Annotated in this window: 20 protein-coding genes; 10 read left to right on the top strand and 10 right to left on the bottom strand. The window is 59.6% G+C overall.

Going from position 1 to position 24,609, the window contains the following annotated elements:
- Nucleotides 1–20: 20 nt before the first annotated feature.
- The 4 genes from coaD to BLU07_RS17210 all read right to left on the bottom strand — a co-directional run bounded on the left by coaD (nucleotide 21) and on the right by BLU07_RS17210 (nucleotide 4,324).
- Complete coding sequence (gene coaD, locus BLU07_RS17195) at nucleotides 21–500, bottom strand: pantetheine-phosphate adenylyltransferase (RefSeq protein ID WP_092389348.1); 480 nt, start codon at nucleotides 498–500, stop codon at nucleotides 21–23.
- 110 nt (nucleotides 501–610) lie between these two features.
- A complete protein-coding gene (locus BLU07_RS17200; protein ID WP_092389350.1) occupies nucleotides 611–2,203 on the bottom strand; it encodes a GMC family oxidoreductase in 1,593 nt (530 codons plus the stop codon).
- A gap of 13 nt (nucleotides 2,204–2,216) precedes the next feature.
- The gene (locus BLU07_RS17205) at nucleotides 2,217–2,747 is read right to left on the bottom strand and encodes a hypothetical protein (RefSeq protein WP_092389352.1); all 531 of its coding nucleotides are present in this window, start codon (nucleotides 2,745–2,747) and stop codon (nucleotides 2,217–2,219) included.
- Between the two features lie 137 nt (nucleotides 2,748–2,884).
- Entirely contained in the window at nucleotides 2,885–4,324 is a 1,440-nt protein-coding gene (locus BLU07_RS17210; RefSeq protein WP_092389354.1) for a coniferyl aldehyde dehydrogenase, read from the bottom strand.
- Between the two features lie 131 nt (nucleotides 4,325–4,455).
- Between BLU07_RS17210 and BLU07_RS17215 the strand changes: the two genes are divergently transcribed.
- Entirely contained in the window at nucleotides 4,456–5,112 is a 657-nt protein-coding gene (locus tag BLU07_RS17215; RefSeq protein ID WP_092389356.1) for a TetR/AcrR family transcriptional regulator, read from the top strand.
- Here the strand turns inward: BLU07_RS17215 and BLU07_RS17220 are convergent.
- From BLU07_RS17220 to BLU07_RS17235, 4 genes are read right to left on the bottom strand one after another with little or no spacing between them, the layout of a single operon-like run.
- Nucleotides 5,085–6,089, bottom strand: coding sequence for a hydrolase (locus BLU07_RS17220; protein ID WP_092389358.1), 1,005 nt, complete (start codon nucleotides 6,087–6,089; stop codon nucleotides 5,085–5,087). The two genes, BLU07_RS17215 and BLU07_RS17220, sit on opposite strands and share 28 nt — an antisense overlap.
- The gene (rsmD, locus tag BLU07_RS17225; protein ID WP_092389360.1) at nucleotides 6,086–6,679 is read right to left on the bottom strand and encodes a 16S rRNA (guanine(966)-N(2))-methyltransferase RsmD; all 594 of its coding nucleotides are present in this window, start codon (nucleotides 6,677–6,679) and stop codon (nucleotides 6,086–6,088) included. Before rsmD ends, BLU07_RS17220 begins: the two co-directional genes overlap by 4 nt.
- A complete protein-coding gene (locus BLU07_RS17230; protein WP_092389362.1) occupies nucleotides 6,676–8,160 on the bottom strand; it encodes a M16 family metallopeptidase in 1,485 nt (494 codons plus the stop codon). Before BLU07_RS17230 ends, rsmD begins: the two co-directional genes overlap by 4 nt.
- Nucleotides 8,160–9,512, bottom strand: coding sequence for a M16 family metallopeptidase (locus tag BLU07_RS17235; protein ID WP_407920116.1), 1,353 nt, complete (start codon nucleotides 9,510–9,512; stop codon nucleotides 8,160–8,162). The genes BLU07_RS17230 and BLU07_RS17235 overlap by 1 nt, the downstream gene beginning before the upstream one ends.
- Nucleotides 9,513–9,632: 120 nt before the next feature.
- Here BLU07_RS17235 and ftsY point away from each other — a divergent pair, with 120 nt between their 5' ends.
- The 3 genes from ftsY to ftsX are packed head-to-tail and all read left to right on the top strand — an operon-like array spanning nucleotide 9,633 to nucleotide 12,505.
- Entirely contained in the window at nucleotides 9,633–10,829 is a 1,197-nt protein-coding gene (gene ftsY / locus BLU07_RS17240; protein ID WP_092389366.1) for a signal recognition particle-docking protein FtsY, read from the top strand.
- Between the two features lie 3 nt (nucleotides 10,830–10,832).
- Nucleotides 10,833–11,501: a cell division ATP-binding protein FtsE gene (ftsE, locus tag BLU07_RS17245; protein WP_092389368.1), complete on the top strand. Its 669-nt coding sequence runs from the start codon at nucleotides 10,833–10,835 to the stop codon at nucleotides 11,499–11,501.
- Nucleotides 11,498–12,505, top strand: coding sequence for a permease-like cell division protein FtsX (ftsX, locus tag BLU07_RS17250; protein WP_092389370.1), 1,008 nt, complete (start codon nucleotides 11,498–11,500; stop codon nucleotides 12,503–12,505). The genes ftsE and ftsX overlap by 4 nt, the downstream gene beginning before the upstream one ends.
- A 46-nt stretch (nucleotides 12,506–12,551) precedes the next feature.
- On the opposite strand, the gene recN is transcribed toward ftsX, so the two are convergent.
- Entirely contained in the window at nucleotides 12,552–14,222 is a 1,671-nt protein-coding gene (gene recN / locus BLU07_RS17255; RefSeq protein WP_092389372.1) for a DNA repair protein RecN, read from the bottom strand.
- Between the two features lie 122 nt (nucleotides 14,223–14,344).
- Between recN and grpE the strand changes: the two genes are divergently transcribed.
- From grpE to dapB, 4 genes are all read left to right on the top strand, one after another.
- Complete coding sequence (gene grpE, locus BLU07_RS17260) at nucleotides 14,345–14,971, top strand: nucleotide exchange factor GrpE (RefSeq protein ID WP_407920117.1); 627 nt, start codon at nucleotides 14,345–14,347, stop codon at nucleotides 14,969–14,971.
- Nucleotides 14,972–15,060: 89 nt separating this feature from the next.
- Nucleotides 15,061–16,977 (top strand): molecular chaperone DnaK, encoded by a 1,917-nt coding sequence (gene dnaK / locus BLU07_RS17265; RefSeq protein ID WP_092389376.1) that lies wholly within the window; start codon nucleotides 15,061–15,063, stop codon nucleotides 16,975–16,977.
- Between the two features lie 85 nt (nucleotides 16,978–17,062).
- Nucleotides 17,063–18,202 carry a molecular chaperone DnaJ gene (gene dnaJ, locus BLU07_RS17270; RefSeq protein WP_092389378.1) on the top strand — a complete coding sequence of 380 codons (1,140 nt, stop codon included), beginning with the start codon at nucleotides 17,063–17,065 and terminating at the stop codon, nucleotides 18,200–18,202.
- A gap of 11 nt (nucleotides 18,203–18,213) precedes the next feature.
- Nucleotides 18,214–19,020 carry a 4-hydroxy-tetrahydrodipicolinate reductase gene (gene dapB / locus BLU07_RS17275; protein WP_092389985.1) on the top strand — a complete coding sequence of 269 codons (807 nt, stop codon included), beginning with the start codon at nucleotides 18,214–18,216 and terminating at the stop codon, nucleotides 19,018–19,020.
- A 77-nt stretch (nucleotides 19,021–19,097) separates the two neighbouring features.
- On the opposite strand, the gene BLU07_RS17280 is transcribed toward dapB, so the two are convergent.
- Nucleotides 19,098–19,862, bottom strand: a complete 765-nt coding sequence (locus tag BLU07_RS17280; protein WP_092389380.1) for a hypothetical protein — start codon at nucleotides 19,860–19,862, stop codon at nucleotides 19,098–19,100.
- 366 nt (nucleotides 19,863–20,228) lie between these two features.
- Here BLU07_RS17280 and carA point away from each other — a divergent pair, with 366 nt between their 5' ends.
- Nucleotides 20,229–21,365: a glutamine-hydrolyzing carbamoyl-phosphate synthase small subunit gene (carA, locus tag BLU07_RS17285; RefSeq protein ID WP_092389382.1), complete on the top strand. Its 1,137-nt coding sequence runs from the start codon at nucleotides 20,229–20,231 to the stop codon at nucleotides 21,363–21,365.
- Nucleotides 21,366–21,389: 24 nt separating this feature from the next.
- On the top strand, nucleotides 21,390–24,605 hold the full coding sequence (carB, locus tag BLU07_RS17290; RefSeq protein ID WP_092389384.1) for a carbamoyl-phosphate synthase large subunit: 3,216 nt from the start codon (nucleotides 21,390–21,392) through the stop codon (nucleotides 24,603–24,605).
- The last annotated feature ends 4 nt before the right edge of the window (nucleotides 24,606–24,609 follow it).

The following is a 24,609-nucleotide window of genomic DNA, read 5'->3' on the forward strand; positions in this document are numbered from 1 at the left end:
CTCCGGGAAAGCAGGCGGTATCAGTCGTGATAGCGCTTGAGCAGGGCTTCATGCACTGCCGGGTGTACAAACTGGGAAATATCGCCACCGAGGGAGGCAATTTCACGCACCAGGGTGGAAGAAATGTAAGAGTACTTTTCCGAGGGGGTCAGGAACAGACTTTCGACCTGCGGGGCGAGCTGGCGGTTCATATTGGCCAACTGGAATTCATACTCGAAATCCGAGACCGCACGCAGGCCACGCAACAGGATATTGGCATCGACTTCCTTGACGAAATGCGCCAGCAACGAGGAAAAGCCCACCACTTCCACATTCGGCAGGTGGCTCAGCACTTCGCGCGCCAGTTCAACCCGCTGCTCAAGCTCGAAGGCCGGGTTCTTCTTGTTGCTCGCCGCAACGGCGACCACTACACGGTCAAACAGCTTGGACGCCCGTTCGGCCAGGTCGGTATGGCCTTTGGTGATGGGGTCGAAGGTGCCGGGATAAAGCGCAGTATTCATCGGGCGGTTCCTGGATCAAGGACGTGAACTGCAGATGGTAGCCCAACGCCAAAGCGGGGCCAAGCGGCTAAATGGTTTCGGCCGGGCATGCTGGCCCGGCCGGAGTGCTGTCAGGCCACCAGGTCATCACTCAACTGACTGGCCAGGCGGCCAACCAGACCGTAGATCGACAGCTGGGGATTGGCGCCGACGCTGGTCGGGAACAGTGAGCCGTCGAGCACCGAGAGGTTGCTCAGTTGATGATGTCGGCCCTGGCTGTCGACCACCGCCTGCTGGGGATCTTCACCCATGGCACAGCCTCCCATCACGTGTGCGCTGGCCAGGCGGACGTCGTAAATGCGATAGCTCAATTGCTCGATCTGCGTTTTGTAGTCGGCGAGGTTGCGGCTCAGACGGCCGTGCGCATGGACCGGCAACACGGCTTTGGCGCCCGCAGCAAACTGGATTTCGCCCATGGCTTGCCAGGCCCGACGGGCGCCTGCCCAGAGATAGTCATTCAACGGGTAATCCAGTGTCGGGCTGCCATCCTTGCGCAGCACCACCTGGCCGCCCTGACTTTGTCCGTGAAAGCCGTCACGCATCAAGGCAATCATCACATTACTGTAGGCCAGACGTTGCATGCGTTCGAGGCTCTGCTGGCCGTGCCCGCCCAGGGTTGCAGAGATCAGGCTGGGTTGCATTGGCGGTACTTCCAGCTTGAAGCCCATGGGGCCGGTGGGGCCCTGATCCCACTGGAATTCATCGGAATAGATGGATTGCGGCGCACCGTAAAAGCCGTCAATGCGTTTATCGAACTGTGCTACCGAGAAGTTGACTGGATGCAGGAAGGTGCGCTTACCCAGCCGGCCATGGGGGTCAGGCGCTGCCGAGCGCAGCAACAGGGCCGGCGAGTTGATGCCGCCGCCGGCGAGCACCACATGCCTGGCTCGAAGAGTCACACGAGGCCCGTCGGCGCGGGTCATGGTGTGGTTCATGCCACGGGCTTCCACGCCGGTGACCTGATCGCCGTCGAATACCAGACGTTCGGCGCGCAGACGATGAATCAGGTGCGCGCCAGCATCCAGTGCTGCGGGCACACTGGTAACCAGCATGGATTGTTTGGCATTCAGCGGGCAGCCGGTACCGCAATAACCCAGATTGGCACAGCCGCGCACATTCCGTGGAATCACCGCCCAGTGCAAGCCGAGCTGTTCGCAGCCGGATTTCAACACATCATTGTTGGCATTGGGTGGCACGGCCCAGGGAGCAATACCCAGGCGCTCTTCGGCGCGCTGGAACCAGGGGGCCATACTGGTGCTGTCCAGCCCCTTGACCTGATGTGCTTCGGCCCAGTGCTGCAAGGTGGCTTCCGGGGTACGGAAGCTACTGGTCCAGTTGACCGTGGTGGTACCGCCAACAGCGCGGCCCTGCAGGATGACAATGCCGCCATCACTGGTCGAGCGAGCGCTGCCTTCCTGATACAGCTCGGCATAGGCCTTGGCTTCGTCGCCCTTGAAACTGCTGGAAGTAAACAGCCCGCCCTCTTCAACCATGAGGACGCGCAAGCCGGACTGGGCGAGAATTTCTGCGCTGGTCGCGCCGCCGGCACCGGTGCCGATGATGAGCACATCGGCGTCAAAGCTGCTGTCGGTTTCCAGGCTGGTAGCATCGGTGACCTGCCAGCCACGGGCAATGCCCTGGGTATAGATATCGGGTATCGACATGGGGAATTCCTGGTCAGATGGCCGGCGGGCCGGGGTATTCGATGCTGTCCCATGTGGCAGGCAGCGCGTACCAGGCCATGAGCAACAGTTGCGTCAGTGCGTTATGGCCTTGGCGCAGCAAGGCCAGACGGCTGTCACGCCAGCGTTGCAGGAAGTGGGCAACCTGCTCTGGCTGGGCCTTTTCCCAGCTGCCCCAGATGCCGGTCATTGGGCCTCGGGTTACCCCCATGTTGAGCAGGTCGAGCATTTCATACAGGTCCTGATGAATCTGTGTGGACATGTATGACAGGCTCCAGTCCAATTGGCGCAGGGCTGCTGGCACTTGCGCAGGCATGGCCGGGTGGGCACCAATCAGGGCGGGCAGTATGACACCGAGAATAACCAGATCGTTGCTTCGCAGCACCTGATAATCGGTCGCTGGGTCACTGCTGCTGCAACGGGTCAGAGTGGCGGTAACGCCAACAGTGGTAAGCACCAGACTGGCGCCGGCACCCAGTTTAAGCAGCTCGCGGCGGCTCAACCGGGCTTGGGTAATAGAGGACATCGTTAACCTCACTTGTGTGGCTGGACCACTTTTTTGTTGTTCTTTACCTGCAATTTGGCCAGCAAATTTCTGGCAATCAGGCTGAAGCACGGAGCTGGTTCAATCAGTGTTTCCTTTGCCTTGACGTAACAGCACTCTTACCGAATAAACAGCTTGTACACCCACTGCAGCAACTTCCCTCCATAGGGCGGATAGATAGGCCGTGCACCGTTGAAGCGTTGCTTGATATACACACCCTTGGCCTTGCTGAAGGTCAGAAAGCCTTCGTGGCCGTGGTAGTGGCCCATACCAGAGGGGCCGACACCGCCAAAGGGCATGTCATCCTGGGCAACGTGCAAAATGGTGTCGTTGATACACATGCCGCCAGCATGCGTCAGCTCGCTGATGCGTTGCTGCTCGTGGCGGTCATAACCAAAGTAATACAGCGCCAGGGGGCGCGGGCGGTCGGCAATGTAATCCAGCGCCTGCTGCAGGTCCGCGTAGGGCACGATAGGCAGAATCGGGCCAAAGATCTCTTCCTGCATCAGCGTCATCTGGTTATCGCTGTCCAGTACCAGCGTCGGCGGAATGATGCGCGTATCGCTGAAGTCTTCATTGGCCGGGTTGATCGGAATCAGCCGCGCACCCTGGCTTTCGGCCTGTTGCAGCCAATTGCTCAGGCGCTGGTATTGGCATTGATTGACGATCCAGGTGTAATCCGGGTTATCGCGCAGGGTCGGATACATCGTGCTCAGGCGCTTGCTCAGCGCCTCGGTCAGCTCGGCTACCTTGCTTTCAGGGCAAAGCACATAGTCCGGCGCCACGCAGGTTTGCCCGGCGTTGAAGCCCTTGCCAAAGGCAATGCGTTCGGCGGCATCGGCAATCGGCATATCCGGCGCAATCAGCGCCGGTGACTTGCCACCCAGCTCCAGCGTCACCGGCGTCAGGTTCTCCGCCGCCGCGCGCATCACATGGCGGCCGATTTCAGTGCCGCCGGTAAACAACAAATGATCAAAGGGCAGTTTGGAGAAGGCCTGGCCCACGTCAACCTCGCCGGTGATCACCGCGACTTCATCCTCACCGAAACAGCTGGCCAGCATTTGCCGCAGGACAGTGGCCGTTTCCGGAGTGGATTCGCTCATCTTGATCATCGCCCGGTTACCCGCAGCCAGCGCGCCCACCAATGGGCCGAGGGCCAGATAGAGCGGGTAATTCCAGGGCACGATAATGCCGACCACGCCCAGCGGCTGATACACCACCCGCGCCTTGCCCGGCTGAAAGGCCATACCCACCTGGCGCCGCGAGGGCTTCATCCAGCCGCGGATACGCTTGGTGCTGTACTTGATGGCTTCGACCGAGGGTAGCAATTCGGCCAGCAAGGTTTCATCGGCGCTGCGGCGGCCAAAGTCACTGCTGATCGCTTTGATCAGGGGCTGTTGATAATCGATCAGCGCCTGTTTCAATTGCTTCAGGGCATTGATGCGCTGTTCAGCGGATGGCATCGGGGCGGCACGAAAGGCTTTTTGCTGCTGCTGGAAAATCCTGTGCATGGCATCGATGGCATCTGTGCTTTCAGGTGTTGGCTGCGCGGCGTTCATAAAGCCTCCGGGGCGTGGTCAGCAGCCTTGGGGCACGCCGGGTTTCGGCTATTGCGCAGGTGCTGTATTGTTATGCTGAAAAATAATTTAGAGTAAATGCTCTATTCTGTCAAATAGCTGCGGAAACATTGATGAAAACCCGTGAACGCATCCTGCAAGCCAGCCTCGCGCTGTTCAATGAACAGGGTGAGCGCCAGGTGACGACCAATCATATTGCTGCTCATCTGGGCATTTCGCCGGGGAATCTTTACTACCACTTCCGCAACAAGGAGCAGATCGTTGCCGAACTGTTCAGTCGCTATGAAACCCAGCTTGCCGACAGTCTGGCCTTGCCGGTTGATCGTGGCCTGGTTGCAGAAGACAAGGTGCATTATCTGGAGACCCTGTTTCAGGGGATCTGGGATTACCGTTTCCTGTACCGGGAACTGGAGCATTTGCTGCTCAGCGATCCGGCGTTGTCAGCACGCTTCCGTCCTTTCGCCCAGCGCTGTATTGCCCAGGGCCGGGCGATCTATCAGGGGCTTGTTGATGGCGGGATTCTCTGTGCCGAACGTACCGATCCACAGGCAATGGCGATCAACAGCTGGTTGTTGTTGACCAACTGGGTATCCTTCTTGTGCTCGGTCGTCAGCAATGAGCCAGGTCAGGCACTGGACCAGCGCTTGTTGCGTCGGGGGGTCCATCAGGTATTGGCGCTGGAGCGCGGCTTGCTCACGCCGGAAGCTGCAGTTGTAGTCGAACAGGCGATGGCGGACTTCTATCAGCCGTTGCCGGGACTGGATGCCTGAATCACGCTGGCCAGCCAACCGGGAAAGCGCTGCTCCAGATAATAGCGTGGCCGCCATGGCGGGCCTTCAACAAAGCCGACATGTCCGCCAGTGGGGTAAAGCTCCATTTGCGTGTCTGGGGCCAGCTCTGCTTGCTCGGGAATGCTGTATGGATACACAAAAGGATCGTCCAGCGCCTGGATAATCAGCGTGGGTACGCGGATGGCGGAGAGAAAGTAGCGGCTGCTGCAGCGACGGTAGTAATCCTCTGCACTGGCAAAGCCATGCAGGGGGGCGGTTATGCGATGATCGAAATCCCAGAAGCTGTCCATGTCTTCCAGCGAACCAATCGCCTCAAGGCGCGCATGTTCCGCGTGCAGGCCCTGATGGGCAAACAGCCGCTGCTTGTTGCGTGTGTAGGCCAGCAGGTCTCGCAAAAAGCGCGCCTGATAAATGCGTGAAAAGCCCTGACCGATGCGGTCGGCGCACTGGTCGAGGCGAAAGGGTACCGAGACGGCGGCAGCGGCTTTCAGCCGGCAGTCGGCACCGCATTCGCCGAGGTATTTGAGCAATACATTGCCGCCCAGCGAATAACCGACGGCGGCCAGGGTGCGCCCGAGTTGTTGCTGGCTGAGATAATCCACCACTTCGGCGAGGTCTTCGCTGGCGCCGGAATGGTAACTGCGCGCCCGCTGGTTGGGTTCGCCGGAGCAGCCACGCCAGTTCACCGCCACGCTGGGCCAACCCTGCGCTGCCAAGGCCTGTTGCTGGCCAAGGATATACAGCGAATTGGAACTGCCTGTCAGACCGTGCAGCAGAATCACCAGCGGTGCATCGGGGTTATCCGGGCCGTACCAGTCCAGATCCAGAAAGTCGCCATCGCTGAGGGTCAGGCGTTGCCGCTGGCGGTGGAGTTGCGGTGCGCGGCGGAAAAACGGACTGAACAGGGTCTGACTGTGCCCGCCGGGCAGCCAGCGCGACGGGCGGAACAGGCTCATGCCTGGCGTTGCCACAGGCTGTACCAGACCTTGCCGGCGCGCTTTTCCCGGTGCAGGTGCCAGTTAGCCGGCAGGGCAAGCTGTGCCGGGCTTTGCTCGCTTTCCAGGTAAACCCAGGCGCGGCTGGTCAGCCAGCCATTGGTTTCCAGCGCCTGGCAGGCCGGCAGCAACAGATCCTGATGAAAGGGCGGATCAAGAAAGGCCAGCTCATAGGGTTCAGCCGGGGGCAGCGCCACCAGGCTCAGGGCATCCTGCTGGCGAACGTCGGCGCGATCACACTTCAGCGTTTGCAGGTGCTCGCGCAGGGTGCTGACTACCTCGCGGCTAAGGTCACAGGCGAGCACTTCGGCAGCGCCCCGTGACAGGGCTTCGAGCGTCAGTGCGCCACTGCCGGCAAACAGATCAAGACAGCGCGCGTTTTCCACCTGGCCGCCAAGCCAGTTGAACAGAGTTTCACGCACCCGATCCGGGGTAGGTCGCAGGCCAGGCTGAACGACAAAGTCGAAGCGGCGGCTGCGCCATTCGCCGGCAATAATGCGTACCTGACTGCGTTCCGGCTTTTTCGGACTACCGGGTTTGCGTGCGCTCATGCGTCGTCCTCATCCAATGGCGGGCCCAGGGTTATGGTCAGGCGCTGTTCGGCAGGGAGGTGTTGTTGCAGTGCTGTGCGGATATCTTCAGCACTCAGCGCTTCAATCTCTTTGATAAATTGCTGCATCTGGTTGGCTGGCAGGTCATAGAAGCCGTTGGCTGCCAGCTGGCTGACAATGGCGCTATTACTCGAGGTACCCAGTACAAACTGGCCAAGCAACTGGCGTTTGGCGCGCGCCAGTTCATCGTCGCTGGGACCTTCGGCAATGAACTGATCCAGCGTCTGGTTGATGACGTCGAGGGCTTCGCGGGCCTGATCGCTGCGCGTCTGCATGCTGATCATGAAGGGACCTCTGGCCGCCATGGGGGTAAACCCGCTGCTGACTGAATAGGATAGCCCGCGCTGTTCCCTGATCTGTTCCATTAGTCGCGACCCGAATCCGGAACCACCAAGAATCTGGTTGGCGACGTAGAGTGCGGGGTAATCGGGGTCATGCCGGGTGACACCGTGCTGGCCGATCAGGATATGGGTTTGCTGGCTGTCGAAGTCGACATGCCGGTGGTCGCCCGCGACCTCGGGCAGAGCAGGCAACTCGTCGGCGACACGGCCTTGTGGCAGCGCATCAGCCAGCTGTTGGGCAATCTGCTCGGCCTCGTTGCGGTCCAGGTCGCCAACCAGAGCAATGGTCAGGTTGCTGGCGTTGTAAAACTGCTTGTGAAAGTCGTGCAGTGCCTGCGGTGTCAATGCCGCCAGGCTGTCCACACTGCCTTGCGGCAAATGACCATAGGGGTGGTCCGGATAGAGTGCGCTCCAGAAGGCTTCACTGGCCAGAGCCGCGGGCCGCTGCTGGCGGAGCTGCAGGCCGGCCAGATACTGCTCGCGTAGCCGCTCGAAAGCGTCTTCGGGAAAGCTTGGGGCTGCTACTACCTGAATAAAAAGATCCAGCGCCGCTTGCCGTTGCTCCATCGCGCTCAGGCTGCGCAGGTTGGCGGTAGCCATATCGCGATGTGCGCTGTTGTCGAACTGGGCGCCCAGCTCTTCAAAGCCGGTGGCAATGGCCCCGGCATCCAGCTCGCCACTGCCTTCTCCAAGCAGACTGTTGGTCAGGCTGGCGATACCGGGTTGATCGCCATCACGGCTGGCCCCGGCGGCAAACACCAGGCGCAGGTCGAACATCGGCAACTCCGGTGCCGGCATGAAGTACACCAGCCCGCCCTGGGTCGTGCGCCAGCTCTGCAAATCGAGCTCACGACTGGGCAGTGGTTGATCATCCACCAGTACGCTCAGCGATTCCAGGCGGGGCAGGTCGGCTGCATTCAGGCCGGGAATCTCGAGGTCATTGACCGATGCTGGTTCCATTTCACTGGTCGGTGAAACAGGTTCGCGTTTCTCGGTTTCCCGCCACAGCAGCAGGGCGACCACGATCAGCATAACAATGGCGCCGACCCAGCGCGCCGGTGACATGGGTTGTACGGACATCAACGGGACTCCTTCAAATGGGCAGGCAATACGTGACTGCGGGTCAGGCGCTCGGGTTGCAGGTAACGACGAGCGACGTCACTGACCTGTTCGGGCGTGATTGCCTGCAAGCGCTCGATATCCTCGTCCAGCAGGCTCCAGGGCAGGCCGACACTTTCCAGTTGGCCGATCAGGCGCGCCTGATGGCTGATGCTGTCTTGAGCGAAGACCAGTTGGGCGATGACCTGATTGCGCACGCGGTCCAGTTCATCCGCACTCGGTGGTTCGGCTTGCAGGCGTTCGATCTGTGCGTGAATACCGGCTTCCAGTTGTTCCAGGTCGGCATCGCGCGACTGGTTGGGAATGCCGCTGAACAGGAACAGGGTATCGCCGCGGCTGAACGCGTCGTAATTGGCGCCCACCGAGGTGGCAATGCCGCTACCGCGCTCCAGTTCACTGGCCAGCCGCGCGCTATGGCCGGCATCCAGTACACCATTCAGCAGGCGCAAGGCATAGGCTTCCCAGTCTTCTTCGGCGGTGACCAGGCCAGGGACGTTGTAGGCCATCAGCAGGGTCGGCAATTGCACGTTGAGGTACTGTGTAATGCTGCGCTCGCCACCGGCAGGCAGCTCCAGCGGTGGCCGACGCGGCGGCACAGGGCCGGCCGGAATCGGGCCAAAATAAGTTGTTGCCAGTTCTCGGGCCGTAGCCAGATCAATATCCCCGGCAAGCACCAGAATGGCGTTGCCCGGATGGTAATGCAGGTCGTACCAGGTACGCAGGTCGTCGACCGTCAGGCGCTCGATATCATGCATCCAGCCAATGATCGGCTGACTGTAGGGGCTGGCCATATAGGTCTGGGTCAGAAAACGCTCGTAGGCCAGCGAATTGGGGTTGTCATCCACCCGCAGGCGACGCTCTTCCTTGATTACTTCCAGTTCGGACAAAAATTCGTCTTCCGGCAGGGTCAGGCCGCGCATGCGCTCGGCTTCGAGTTCCAGCGCGATCGGCAGCAGGTCGCGACTGAGCAACTGGTAGTAACCGGTATAGTCGCGTCCGGTAAAGGCGTTTTCCTGTGCACCGAGTGCACTCAGCAGCCGTGAGGCCTGGCCGGGTTCGACGTTGTCGCTGCCCTTGAACATCATGTGCTCGAGTACGTGGGAGATGCCGGTCAGCCCCGGTGGTTCGTCACTGCTGCCGACCCGGTACCAGAGCTGGGAAACCACCACCGGGGCGCGTCGGTCCTCGCGCACGACGACCTTGAGGCCGTTATCCAGAGTGAATTCATGGGTACTGTCTGGCGCTGCTGCCAACAGCGGGCTGCTGACGAGTAGCAGCAGCAAAGGCAAACAGATTCTAAAACTCGCGCGCAACATTCGATGTCGTCCCGTTCAGTCGAGGGTCATACCGCCAAGGGCGGAAGTGGGGTAGGATAACTCATCCTTCAATGCGACCGCGAAAGCGAATCGCCTGACTCTAGATAGTGAACATCCATGTTTGGTTCCAAAGACAAAGCAACACCGCCTGGCAACGCGGCGGACGGGCAGGATGCCGGCAAGCAGGAAAAAAAAGGCCTGTTTGGCTGGATCAAGAAAAAGGGTGATGACAGTGCAGACCCGCCTGTCGAACAATCAGCCAGCGCTCCATCCGCAGAGCCCGGCGAACCCTCGACCGGTGACGCCGCTGCGCGCCAGGTAGCGGCCGAACTCTTCTCCGGGCTGGCCGAAGAGCAACCGCCCGCCGCAGAAAAACCTGCCGAGAGCGAACCCAAAGGCTTCTTCGCCCGCATGAAGCAGGGACTCTCCAAGACCAGCAACAATCTTGGCGAGGGTATGGCGAATCTGTTCCTCGGCGAGAAAGACATCGACGACGAACTGCTGGAAGAAATGGAAACCCGCCTGCTGATGGCCGATGTCGGTATCGAGGCAACCATGTTGATCATGGAGTCTCTGCAGGGCAAGGTGCGCCGCCGTGAATTGTCCGACCGCAAGGCGCTGTACCGCGCGCTGCAGAATGAACTGGAAGCGCTGCTCAGCGATGTTGCCAAGCCGATGCAGGTCGACAGCGCGAAAAAGCCCTATGTGATCCTGGTGGTCGGCGTGAACGGCGTCGGCAAAACCACCACCATCGGCAAACTGGCCAAGCGGCTGCAAAGCGAAGGCAAGCAGGTCATGCTGGCTGCCGGCGACACCTTCCGCGCCGCTGCCGTCGAGCAGTTGCAGGTCTGGGGCGAACGCAACCAGATTCCGGTCGTTGCCCAGCACACCGGTGCCGATTCCGCCTCGGTGGTTTTTGATGGGCTGCAAGCGGCGAAATCGCGGGGCATGGATGTGCTGATCGCCGATACCGCCGGCCGTCTGCACAACAAAGACAACCTGATGGACGAGCTGAAAAAGGTCAAACGGGTAATGGCCAAGCTGGACGGCGAAGCCCCGCACGAAGTGCTGCTGGTGCTGGATGCCGGTACCGGCCAGAACGCCATCAGCCAGACCAGGTTGTTCAACGAGGCCGTCGACCTGACCGGCCTGGTACTGACCAAGCTGGACGGTACCGCCAAGGGCGGGGTGATCTTTGCCCTGGCCAAGCAGTTTGGCTTGCCGATCCGTTACATTGGTGTCGGTGAGCAGATTGATGATCTGCGCCCGTTCACTGCACCTGAATTCGTCAAGGCACTGTTTGGCCGCGAGTAAGCGATGATTCGTTTCGAGCAAGTAGGCAAGCGCTACCCCAACGGCCATATGGGCCTGGACGGGGTGAGTTTTCATATCCGCCGCGGTGAGATGGTGTTTATCACCGGTCACTCGGGCGCCGGCAAGAGCACCCTGCTCAAGCTGATCATGTGCATGGAGCGCCCGAGCAGCGGCCAGGTGCATATCGGCGGGCAGGATCTGCGCGATCTCGGCAGTAACGATATTCCCTACCTGCGTCGGCAGATCGGCGTGGTGTTCCAGAATCACCAGTTGCTGTTTGACCGCACCGTGTTCGATAACGTCGCCCTGCCATTGGTGATCAACGGCACCCCGACCGATGAAGTGGGCCGCCGGGTGCGCGCCGCGCTGGACAAGGTGGGCCTGCTGAACAAGGAAAAGAGCTACCCGATTGCCCTCTCTGGCGGTGAGCAGCAGCGCATCGGCATCGCCCGCGCCGTGGTGCACAAACCGGCCCTGCTGCTGGCCGATGAGCCGACGGGTAACCTGGATCCGTCGCTGTCGGCGGAGATCATGGCGTTGTTCGAGGACTTCAATCGGGTCGGCGTTACGGTAATGATTGCCAGTCATGACTTGCCGTTGATTGCTCAACTGGATCACCGCATGCTGACCCTGGATCAAGGTCAGTTGGTGACCGACGGGGAGCAGGCATGAGCGCAGACAAGAAAGCTCCGGAGCGCAAGGAAGCGCGACGCAAAAGTGCCAGCGGCGCCGCCCGGTCACGGCGTGACTGGCGCCATCCGTTGCGTGGCTGGGCGGCCAGCCATCGGGACAGTGCCCAACAGGCTGTTACTCAGTTGCGCCGTTACCCGTTCAGCAGTGCCATGACAATTCTGGTAATTACCATTGCGCTGGCCCTGCCGATGGGGCTGTCGGTGCTGATCAATCAGATCGGCCAGCTGGGTATCGATTGGCAAAGCTCTACTCAGCTGTCGGTGTTTCTCGAAGATCGCGTCAGCCAGGAAGAGGCTGACACGCTGAGTGCCGACATGGCCGCTCTGCCTGGCGTCGCCAGTACGGAGCTGCTGGATCGCACCCTTGCGCTGGCCGAGTTCCAGCAACATTCCGGCATGGGCGATGCCTTGCAACAGCTGGATTACAATCCTTTACCGCATGTCATTGTGGTCACGCCGACCTCGCTCACTGGTGGCGCGACCGCGCTGGAACCTTTGCGTGATCGCCTGGCCCAGCTGGAAGGGGTCGAGCTGGTTCAGATTGACCTGCTCTGGGTTGAGCGTCTGGCAGCCATTCTGAACATGCTGGAGCGTTTCGTCGGCGGTCTGGCCCTTATGTTGGTGCTGGCGCTGTTGCTGGTGATTGCCAATACCATCCGCCTGGCGATTGAAAGCCGACGTGACGAGATTCAGGTGGTCAAACTGGTCGGTGGCACCGATGCCTTTGTGCGCCGGCCTTTTCTGTATATCGGCGTGCTCTACGGGCTGATAGCCGGTTTGTTGGCCTGGTTGCTGCTGAGCATCGGCCTTTTCTGGCTCAACCGCACCGTGCGTGAGGTCGCCAGGCTGTACAACAGTGATTTCGGCCTGGGTCTGATGCCCTTTGGTGACGGGCTGACATTGCTCGCCGGCGCCATGTTGCTGGGCCTGGTTGGCGCCTGGTTGGCAGTTGGTCGGCATATTCGGGCCATTGAGCCGCAGTAGGCTGGAGGGCTCCCAGCCTCGCTATCAGCCTGCTGGTCTGATTTTCTCAGTTGACGGCAGACAACAGTTTTTTCGCGTGGGCCAGCGACTCTGCCGTCATGTCCAGGCCTCCGAGCATGCGGGCAATCTCCTCGGTGCGCTTGTCGCTGTCGAGACGGTCAATACAGGTCCGGGTTGAATGCTTGCTCTGCTCCTTGCGCACAAACAGGTGCTGGTGGCCTTGCGCGGCGACCTGGGGTAGATGCGTAACGGTAATGACCTGGCCATTGGCACCCAGTTGACGCAATAACTGCCCGACAATTTCTGCGGTGGGTCCGCCAATCCCGACATCTACTTCATCAAATACCAGTGTGGGGGTGCGAGAGGTTTGTGCGGTGACCACCTGAATCGCCAGGCTGATTCGCGACAGCTCGCCGCCCGAGGCCACCTTGGCTAGCGGTTTGCAGGGTTGGCCGGGGTTGCTGCTGACCAGAAATTCGACGCTTTCCAGGCCTTGCGGCGGATAGCGCTCGGCATCCAGGGCTGTCAGTTGCAGTTCGACCCGCCCGCCCGGCATGCCCAGTTGCTGGATATTGCTGCTGACCGCCTTGGCCAGCTTGCTGGCTGCTTTGCTGCGCGCGGCACTCAGTTTGTCAGCCAGTTGCCGATAGTGTTCGCGGTAGGCCTGAAGCTCTTCCTGCAGGCGTTCGGTATCGGCATCCTGTTGCTGAAACCGTTCCAGTTCGTCGCTCAGTTGCTGTTGCAGCTCGCCCAGTTGCTCGGGCTGGATACGGTGTTTGCGGGCCAGTTCATAAAGGGCACTCAGGCGTTCTTCCACGTCCTGCTGGCGAGCGGGGTCGGCTTCGAAATGATCCAGGTAGCGGTTCAGCTCGCCCATGGCTTCTTCGACCTGTATCTGCGCGCTGGCCAGCAGGTTCTGAGCTTCCTGCAGGTGGCGGCTGTGTTCGCTGATGCCATCGAGCCGGCTCAGGCTGGCATTCAGTGATTGCAGTACGCTGCCACTGTCGCTTTCGCTGCACAGGCTGGTGATCTGCTGGCAGTTATGCAGAATCTGTTCGGCATTCGCCAGTTCACGCTGCTCCAGTTCCAGTTGGGTCAATTCGCCTTCCTGCAGGCCGAGATTGTCGAGCTCTTCCAGCTGGTAGCTGAGCAGCTGCTGACGCGCGCTCTGCTCCTCGTTGCTCTGGCTGGCCTGCTGCAAGGCCTGCTCGGTCTGCCGGCAGCGTTGGGCTGCCAGCTGCACCTGGCGCGCCAGATCGCCGTGGCCGGCATAGTCATCGAGCAGGCGGCGGTGGGAGTCTGTTTTCAACAGTGACTGATGTTCGTGCTGGCTGTGAATATCAATCAGCATCTCGCCGAGGCTGCGCAAATCCTGTTGCGGGCAGGGGCTGCCATTGATGTAGCCGCGGGAGCGACCCTCAGCGGTAATCACCCGACGCAGGATGACCTGATCATCGCTGTCCAGGTCGCGCTCCTGCAACCAGCTCCGGGCTTCGCTGATGTTGCTGATGTCAAAGGTGGCGAGGATGTCGGCCTTGTCGCTGCCGGGACGCACGGCACCGCTGTCGGCGCGGTCGCCCAGGGTGAGCGCCAGGGCGTCGAGCATGATGGATTTGCCCGCGCCGGTTTCTCCCGAGACCACGGTCATGCCCTGCTGAAAGTCCAGTTCCAGGTGGTCGACAATGGCGTAATTGTTCACCGCAAGGTGCACCAGCATGGGCTCTCTCCTTCGAAATCCGGTCTGGTTATTTATACAGTACTTTTTCCATGTCTGGCAAGCGCTGGAAAATCCCCTGGCGTTAACCCTTGAAGCCTGGGTTGCATGTCCCCATATAGGTCATCAGTCAACGCTCAAACGGGCTTGTCGCCCAAGCATTACAGGAGATCAGTATGGCGGATGAACAGAAGCAGGATCAGCAGGCAGCCGAGCCGATCGAGCAGGAGGATGCGGCGTCAGAGAATGATCTTGAGGCTCGCGTCGAGAGCCTGGAAGAACAGCTGGCCGAGGCGCAGGATCAGGTAATGCGTGCTGCGGCTGATGTGCAGAATGCTCGCCGCCGGGCAGAACAGGATGTCGAGAAAGCGCACAAGTTTGCACTGGAAAAATTCGCCCATGACCTGTTGCCGGTGCTCGATAGCCTGGAACGCGGGCTGGAATTGTCTGACCCGAACGATCCGGCGATCAAGCCGATGCGAGAAGGCATCGAGCTGACCCTGAAGATGTTTGCCGACACGCTGGCTCGCTTCAACCTGGCCGTCGTCAACCCTGAGGGTGAGCCCTTCAATCCTGATCTGCATCAGGCGATGGCCATGGAAGAAAGTGACAAGGTTGAACCCAATACCGTGCTCAAGGTGTTCCAGAAAGGGTACACCCTGAGCGGACGCTTGCTGCGTCCGGCCATGGTGGTGGTAAGCAAGGCGGCCAGCGCCAAGCCGGAAACGCCGACAATTGATGAGCAGGCTTGAAATCAGCCGCAGCGGCCCCATTAACGGGGCATGACAGTTAAACCCTGCCGCCGGGATTCCGCGGCCAAGTGATTTGGAGAGTGAAGATTATGGGCAAGATTATCGGTATCGACCTGGGGACTACCAACTCCTGTGTTGCCATTATGGAAAACGGCACGGCGAAAGTCATTGAAAACGCGGAAGGTGCGCGCACCACGCCGTCCATCGTCGCCTACAGTAACGACGGTGAGACCCTGGTCGGCCAGTCTGCGAAGCGCCAGTCGGTCACCAACCCGCACAATACCTTGTTCGCGGTGAAGCGCCTGATCGGCCGTCGGTTTGACGAAGAAGTCGTGCAGAAAGACATCAAGCTGGTGCCTTACAAAATCGTCAAGGCGGATAATGGCGATGCCTGGGTAGAAGCCAAGGGCGAGAAAATGGCACCACCGCAGGTGTCTGCCGAAGTGCTGAAGAAAATGAAGAAAACCGCCGAAGACTACCTCGGCGAGCCGGTTACCGAAGCGGTGATTACCGTGCCGGCCTACTTCAATGACAGCCAGCGTCAGGCGACCAAGGATGCTGGCCGTATCGCCGGCCTGGAAGTCAAGCGCATCATCAACGAGCCAACGGCTGCTGCACTGGCCTACGGCATGGACAAGGCGCGTGGCGATTCCACCATTGTGGTCTATGACCTGGGTGGCGGTACTTTCGACGTATCCGTGATCGAAATTGCCGAAGTGGATGGCGAGCACCAGTTCGAAGTGTTGGCGACCAACGGTGATACTTTCCTCGGTGGTGAAGATTTCGACATCCGGTTGATCGATTACCTGGCTGACGAATTCAAGAAAGACAGCGGTGTGGATCTGCACAATGATCCGCTGGCCCTGCAGCGTCTGAAAGAAGCCGCAGAGAAAGCCAAGATCGAGTTGTCTTCCAGCCAGCAGACCGAAGTCAACCTGCCGTACATCACGGCTGATGCTTCTGGTCCCAAGCACCTGGCGGTCAAAGTGACGCGTTCCAAGCTGGAGTCGCTGGTTGAAGATCTGATCACCCGCAGTCTCGAGCCGTGCAAGGTAGCGATGAAAGACGCCGGTATCGACATGAGCGAGCTGAGCGAAGTGATTCTGGTCGGCGGTCAGACCCGTATGCCGATGGTGCAGAAGGCCGTTACCGAATTCTTCGGTAAAGAGCCACGTAAAGATGTGAACCCGGATGAAGCGGTAGCCGTAGGTGCGGCTATTCAGGGTGCGGTTCTGTCTGGTGATGTGAAAGACGTGCTGCTGCTCGACGTGACGCCGCTGTCACTGGGTATCGAAACCATGGGCGGTGTGATGACCTCGTTGATCGAGAAAAACACCACTATCCCGACCAAGAAGTCGCAGGTGTTCTCGACCGCTGATGACAACCAGACGGCAGTAACCATTCACGTGCTGCAGGGTGAGCGCAAACAGGCCGGACAGAACAAGTCACTGGGTCGTTTCGACCTGGCCGACATTCCGCCGGCACCGCGCGGCATGCCGCAAATCGAAGTCAGCTTTGACCTCGACGCCAACGGCATCCTTAACGTCTCGGCCAAAGACAAGGCGACCGGCAAGGAGCAGTCGATTATCATCAAGGCCTCGTCCGGTCTGACCGATGAAGAGATCGAGAAGATGGTGCAGGACGCCGAGGCGAATGCCGAGGAAGATCGCAAGTTCGAAGAGCTGGTGACGACTCGCAACCAGGGTGACCAGTTGCTGCACGCGACACGCAAGACACTGACCGAAGCCGGTGACAAGGCGACCGATGACGAAAAAGCGGCCATCGAGTCGGCTCTGAGTGAGCTGGAAGAAACGCTCAAGGGTGATGACAAGGCGGCCATCGAAGCCAAGATCAACGCGTTGTCCGAAGCCTCTGCGCCACTGGTGCAGAAGATGTATGCCGAACAGGCACAAGGGGCTGAAGGTCAGGCACAGGATGCTGCTGGCGATAACAACGCTGATGATGTCGTTGACGCGGAGTTTGAAGAGGTCAAGGACAACAAGTAAGTCCTTGTACGACCGAGCCAGGCAACGCGGGATTCATTCCCGCGTTGCTGTTTGTGGCACAGGCCCATATTGAGGGAAACCAAGAATGGCCAAGCGTGATTATTATGAGGTGCTGGGCGTTGAGCGTGGTGCCAGTGATGCCGAGCTGAAAAAGGCTTACCGCCGTCTGGCGATGAAATACCATCCCGATCGCAATCCCGATGATGAGGATGCGATCGAGAAGTTCAAGGAAGCCAACGAAGCCTACGAAGTGCTGACCGATGGCAACAAGCGCGCGGCCTATGATCAGTATGGTCATGCTGGCGTTGACCCGAACATGGGTGGCGGCCAGGGTGGAGGTTTTGGCGGTGGTGCTGACTTCTCCGATATTTTTGGCGATGTATTCGGCGATATTTTCGGTGGCGGCCGTGGCCGAGGTCGTTCCAGTGTGCAGCGAGGCAGTGATCTGCGTTACACCCTGGAACTGGACCTTGAGCAAGCGGTGCGGGGTGATGAAGTCACCATCCGCATTCCTACGCTGGAAGAGTGTGAAACCTGCGATGGCAGTGGGGCCAAGAAGGGCTCCAGTCCGGTGACCTGTACCACCTGCGGTGGTATTGGTCAGGTACGCATGCAGCAGGGCTTTTTCTCGGTGCAGCAAACCTGCCCGCGTTGCCATGGCACTGGCAAGATGATTACCGACCCGTGCACCGATTGCCATGGTCAGGGACGCAAAGAGAAACAGCAGACCCTGTCGGTGAAGATTCCTGCCGGGGTGGATACCGGTGATCGCATCCGTGTCAGCGGCAAGGGTGAGGCTGGCCTGAATGGTGGCCCGCCAGGTGATCTCTATGTGGTGGTCTCGGTGCGCGAGCACAAGATTTTCCAGCGTGACGGCAAGAATCTGTTCTGTGAAGTGCCGATCAGCATCACTGATGCGGCGCTGGGTGGCGAGCTGGAAGTGCCGACCCTGGATGGCCGGGTCAAGCTGAAAATTCCTGCCGGTTCGCAAACCGACAAGCTGTTCCGTATGCGTGGCAAGGGGGTCACCCCGGTGCGTGGCGGCGCTACCGGTGATCTGCTCTGCCGTGTGGTAGTGGAAACGCCGGTCAACCTGACCAAGCGTCAGCGTGAATTGCTGGAAGAGTTGCGCGAGACCTTGCAGGAAGAGGGTAGCAAGCAGTCACCGCGGGCCAACAGTTGGTTCGAGGGCGTGAAAAAATTCTTTGATGACATGAAGTCATGAGTGAGGCGGCGATGACACGAGTTGCGGTAATCGGCGCGGCTGGTCGTATGGGCAAGACCCTGATCGAGGCGCTGACACAGACCGAAGGCACCACGCTGACCGCAGCAATCGAGCGCCCGGAAAGCAGCCTGTTGGGTGCCGATGCTGGCGAGCTGGCTGGCGTCGGCAAGCTGGGGGTGGCGGTTACTGGCGATCTGCAGGCGGTGACTGACAGCTTCGATGTGTTGATCGATTTTACCCACCCGACTACTACCCTGGTCAATCTTGGTATCTGCAGGGCTGCCGGCAAGTCCATGGTCATCGGTACGACCGGCTTTTCCGAGGCGCAAAAGGCCGAATTGGCAGCGGCTGCCAAGGATATCAGTATTGTCTTTGCGCCCAACTTCAGTGTCGGTGTCAACCTGTGTCTCAAGCTGCTGGATATGGCAGCGCGGGTCATGGGCGAGGATGCCGATATCGAAGTCATTGAAGCGCATCACCGGCACAAGGTGGATGCTCCATCGGGTACCGCCTTGCGTATGGGTGAAGTAGTTGCCGATGCGCTGGGGCGTGATCTGGGCAAGGTGGCGGTCTACGGTCGTGAGGGTCAGACCGGTGCGCGCGAGCGCGACACCATTGGCTTTGCTACCGTGCGTGCCGGTGATGTGGTCGGTGACCATACCGTGCTCTTTGCTACTGAAGGTGAGCGGGTGGAAATCACCCACAAGGCCTCCAGTCGCATGACCTTTGCCAGGGGGGCTGTGCGTTCCTGTGCCTGGCTGCAGGGCAAGCCGGCGGGTTTGTTCGATATGCAGGATGTGCTAGGTCTGAAAGGCTGAGAGCGTCTCTGGTCGTCAGGCAGGCAATAAAAAACCCGGCTGCGTGAGCAAGCCGGGTTTTTTGTGGCTGGCTGGGCTCAACCGGTAGTGCTGATACGGAGTTGTTCGCGAGCCAGATTGTTCAGGGTGTCGGTATTGCGCAGCAGGTAAAAAGCAGCAATGGTCGGCACCCAGTCCTGATAGTAGGTGATCAGGCGGGGCTGGATGAAGCTGTATTGCTGGTCCAGTTGGGATATCGCAGCAGCCTGCTCGGGCAGCAGGCTGCGCATGGTGCTGAAGCGTTCGACGATGCTGGCATTCATGTCGCTGAAGATGCCTTCGTGGGTGTCCATGAAATAGACGCCGATCGAGCTGAACATGTTGTTCTGATAAAGCAGCAGGATCTGGTTGGTTTCCAGGCTTTGCTGATGCAGTACGGCAAGGCGTTCGTCGGCCAGATCGGCATGCTCGGCATAGCGTTCGGCAAGCACCTCGTCCAGCTGGGCATGCGTCTGCATGATGCGGTTGACCGTGGCAAGGTTGTAGTGCGCCTCGTCTTCCGGCTGGTTTTCCAGGTCACGAATCATGCCGGTGAACTGGTCAAAAACAGTCCTCAAATCGCTGGGATTGTCGATCTGGCGGATGCGGCTGTCCATGCCGTCCAGGGCCTCGTGGTAAGCCTCCCGGTGGCCGGGTTCACGCACGCGCTGATAAAGGTTGTTGTCGATCAACAGATAGGTGGCAGCCTTGTAACCCTCACTGCGAATTTCGTGCAGGGTCTGCAGGGTCTGCAGATCAGCCTTGACCAGTGGTGCCAGGCAGAGCAACCCTACCGCTAACAAATACTTCAGGTGCTTTGACATGCTCGATTCCCTCGGGGCGTTCTTGTTGTTCTGTGCTGGTCATCTGCAAACACATTCCATGGCGCAGACGCCTTTTAATACAGACTGACGTGCAGTTTTAGCACAGTTGGCGAACAGAATGAATACTTTCGGTCGGTTGTTGGTCAGGCAAGCAGGCACCGAAACAGAGCCTTGCCTGTCCATTGATGGGCAAATGGCCGGTGTGGTGTGGATATTTATGCCCTCAGCCGGTAAACTTGCGGGCTAATCTGTCTTTCAGCGCGTATCTGACAATGCCTTGATGCGGGATGAAGTGGTCATACACCTCATTCCCGCTTTTGTGCAGCCCGCGTTTGGTGAAACGTGTCAGCTCAATCGGAGGTTTTCTTGTCCAAGCCAGCCATTCTAGCCCTTGCCGATGGTAGTGTTTTTTACGGTGAGGCCATCGGCGCCGACGGCCACAGTGTCGGCGAGGTCGTGTTCAATACGGCCATGACCGGTTACCAGGAGATCCTGACCGATCCGTCCTATTCCCGTCAGATCGTGACCCTGACCTATCCACACATCGGCAATACCGGGGTTACCCCTGAAGATGTCGAGTCTGACCGCGTGCACGCCGCCGGGCTGGTTATCCGTGACCTGCCGCTGATGGCCAGCAGCTGGCGCAGCAAGCAATCGCTGGATGACTACCTGCGCGACAACGGCATTGTCGCCATTGCCGGTATCGATACCCGTCGACTGACGCGGATTCTGCGTGAGAAGGGCTCGCAAAACGGTTGCATCATTGCCGGTGATCAGGTCGACGCCGATCAGGCACTCGGGCTGGCGCGTGATTTCCCGGGTCTCAAGGGCATGGATCTGGCCAAAGAGGTCACCGTCAAGGACAGCTACCAGTGGCGCTCCGGTGTGTGGGCGTTGGCGAGCGATAGTCACCCGGAGCACGCGGATGCCGATCTGCCTTATCACGTGGTGGCCTATGACTACGGCGTCAAGCAGAACATCCTGCGCATGCTGGTTGCACGTGGCTGCCGCCTGACCGTGGTGCCGGCGCAGACGCCGGCCAGCGAAGTGCTGGCACTGCAGCCTGACGGCGTATTCCTGTCCAACGGCCCGGGTGATCCGGAGCCCTGTGATTATGCGATCACGGCCATTCGCGAGGTGCTCGAGACCGACATGCCGGTATTCGGTATCTGCCTGGGCCATCAGCTGCTGGCGCTGGCCTCCGGCGCCAAAACCCTGAAAATGGGCCACGGCCATCACGGGGCCAACCACCCGGTGCAGGATCTGGACAGCGGTGTGGTGATGATCACCAGTCAGAATCACGGGTTTGCTGTCGATGAAACCAGCCTGCCGGCTAACCTGCGTGCCACGCACAAGTCATTGTTTGACGGCACCCTGCAGGGTATCGAGCGTACCGACAAGGCTGCATTCAGTTTTCAGGGTCACCCGGAAGCCAGCCCGGGCCCGCACGATGTTGCGCCGCTGTTCGACCGTTTCATTGCTGCCATGGCCGCCCGCCGCTGAGCCCTCAAGGATTTGTAGACGACTATGCCAAAACGTACTGACATCAAAAGCATTCTGATCATCGGCGCCGGCCCTATTGTGATTGGCCAGGCCTGTGAGTTTGACTATTCCGGCGCTCAGGCGTGCAAGGCGCTGAAGGAAGAAGGCTTCCGCGTCATTCTGGTCAACTCCAATCCGGCGACCATCATGACCGACCCGGCGATGGCCGATGCCACCTATATCGAACCGATCAAGTGGCAGACTGTCGAGAAAATCATTGCCAAGGAGCGTCCGGACGCGGTGCTGCCGACCATGGGTGGCCAGACGGCACTGAACTGCGCTCTGGATCTGGAAAAACACGGCGTACTCGACAAGTACAATGTCGAGATGATCGGTGCCAACGCCGATACCATCGACAAGGCGGAAGACCGCTCACGCTTTGACAAGGCGATGAAATCCATCAACCTCGAGTGCCCGCGTTCGGGTATCGCCCATAACATGCAGGAAGCCTACGGCGTGCTCGATCAGGTTGGCTTTCCGTGCATTATCCGGCCGTCCTTCACCATGGGTGGCACGGGTGGCGGTATCGCTTACAACCGTGAAGAGTTTGAAGAGATCTGTACCCGCGGTCTGGATTTGTCGCCGACCAACGAGCTGTTGATTGATGAGTCGCTGATCGGCTGGAAGGAATACGAGATGGAGGTGGTCCGTGACAAGAAGGACAACTGCATCATCGTCTGTTCGATCGAGAACTTCGACCCCATGGGTGTGCACACAGGGGATTCCATTACTGTCGCGCCGGCGCAAACGCTGACCGACAAGGAATACCAGATCATGCGTAACGCCTCGCTGGCGGTATTGCGTGAGATCGGCGTGGAAACCGGTGGCTCCAACGTTCAGTTCGGTATCTGCCCGGATACCGGCCGCATGGTCGTGATCGAAATGAATCCACGGGTATCGCGCTCTTCAGCGCTGGCGTCCAAGGCGACCGGTTTCCCGATCGCCAAGATCGCTGCCAAGCTGGCCGTGGGCTACACGCTGGACGAGCTGCACAACGATATTACCGGTGGTCGCACCCCGGCGTCCTTCGAACCGGCGATCGATTACGTAGTGACCAAGATCCCGCGTTTTGCCTTCGAGAAATTCCCCAACGCCGATGCGCGCCTGACCACGCAGATGAAGTCGGTCGGCGAGGTGATGGCGATTGGGCGCACTTTCCAGGAATCGCTGCAGAAAGCGCTGCGTGGCCTGGAAGTCAGTGCCATGGGGCTGGATCCCAAGGTCGAGCCTACCGATGCCGAGGCGCGCACGCAGATCACCCGTGAGCTGACCGTGCCGGGTGCTGACCGCATCTGGTATCTGGCGGATGCCTTCCGCATCGGCATGAGCCGTGAAGACGTATTTGCCCTGACCAAGATCGATCCCTGGTTCCTGATCCAGCTGGAAGACCTGGTCGCCGAAGAAAAGGCCATTGCCACCGGTGGTCTGGCTGATCTGGATTACACCCTGATGCGCCGTCTCAAGCGCAAGGGGTTCTCCGATGCGCGCCTGGCAGAACTGCTGGCGGTGAGCGAGAAGAGTCTGCGTAACCATCGCCACAAGCTGAAGGTGCTGCCGGTGTACAAGCGGGTGGATACCTGCGCCGCCGAGTTTGCTACCGATACGGCCTATATGTACTCGACCTATGAAGAAGAGTGCGAAGCCAATCCGACCAGCCGTGACAAGATCATGGTGCTGGGTGGCGGCCCCAACCGCATTGGTCAGGGTATCGAGTTTGACTACTGCTGCGTGCATGCTGCGCTGGCCATGCGCGAGGACGGTTATGAAACCATCATGGTCAACTGCAACCCGGAAACCGTCTCTACCGACTATGACACTTCCGATCGCCTGTATTTCGAGCCGGTCACCCTGGAAGACGTGCTGGAAATCGTCCGGGTCGAGAAGCCCAAGGGCGTGATTGTGCAGTATGGCGGTCAGACCCCGCTGAAACTGGCGCGTGCGCTGGAAGAGGCCGGTGTGCCGATTATCGGTACCAGCCCGGAAGCGATTGACCGCGCCGAAGATCGCGAGCGCTTCCAGCAGATGGTCGAGCGGCTGAAGCTGTTGCAGCCAGCCAACGATACCGTACGCAGTGAAGAAGAAGCGATTCGTGCGGCGAACAAGATCGGTTACCCGCTGGTCGTGCGTCCGTCTTATGTGCTGGGCGGCCGGGCGATGGAAATCGTTTACCAGGAAGATGAACTCAAGCGTTATCTGCGTGATGCGGTGAAAGTGTCCAACGACAGCCCGGTGCTGCTGGATCACTTCCTCAACTGCGCCATCGAAGTGGACATTGATGCGGTATCCGACGGTACCCACGTAGTCATCGGTGCAATCATGCAGCATATCGAACAGGCCGGCGTACACTCGGGTGATTCCGCCTGCTCGCTGCCGCCTTACTCCTTGCCGGCTGCAGTGCAGGACGAGATTCGCGAGCAGGTGCGCAAGATGGCACTGGAGCTTGGCGTGGTCGGCTTGATGAATGTGCAGATGGCAGTGCAGGGTGAGACCATCTATGTGATCGAGGTCAACCCGCGCGCGTCGCGTACCGTGCCTTTTGTGTCCAAGTGCATCGGTCAGTCATTGGCCAAGATCGCCGCCCGTGTCATGGCCGGCAAGACCCTGGCCGAAGTCGGCTTCACTGAAGAAGTGGTGCCGACCTACTTCAGCGTCAAAGAGGCGGTGTTCCCGTTCGCCAAGTTCCCGGGCGTGGATCCTATCCTTGGTCCGGAAATGAAGTCGACAGGTGAGGTGATGGGCGTCGGTGACAGCTTTGCCGAGGCCTTCGCCAAGTCCCAGGTGGGTGCCGGCGAGCGTTTGCCGACCGAGGGTTGCGTGTTCATCAGTGTGCGTGAAGACGATAAGCCCTTTGTGGCCGATGTCGCCCGTGATCTGGTCGAGCTTGGATTTGAGGTGGTCGCTACCAGCGGCACGGCGAAAGTGATCGAGGCGGCCAATATTCCGGTACGTCGGGTCAACAAGGTGACCGAAGGCCGTCCGCATATTGTCGACATGATCAAGAATGATGAAATCAGCCTGGTGATCAATACGACCGAGGGCCGGCAGTCGATTGCCGATTCCTACTCCATTCGACGCAATGCCCTGCAGCACAAGGTCTATTCGACCACTACGCTGGCGGGTGGCGAGGCGATTTGCGAGGCATTGAAGTTTGGTCCCGAGCGGGCGGTGCGTCGCCTGCAGGATCTGCACGCGGGGATTTGATGCG

Source organism: Halopseudomonas salegens (assembly GCF_900105655.1).
GTDB lineage: Bacteria > Pseudomonadota > Gammaproteobacteria > Pseudomonadales > Pseudomonadaceae > Halopseudomonas > Halopseudomonas salegens.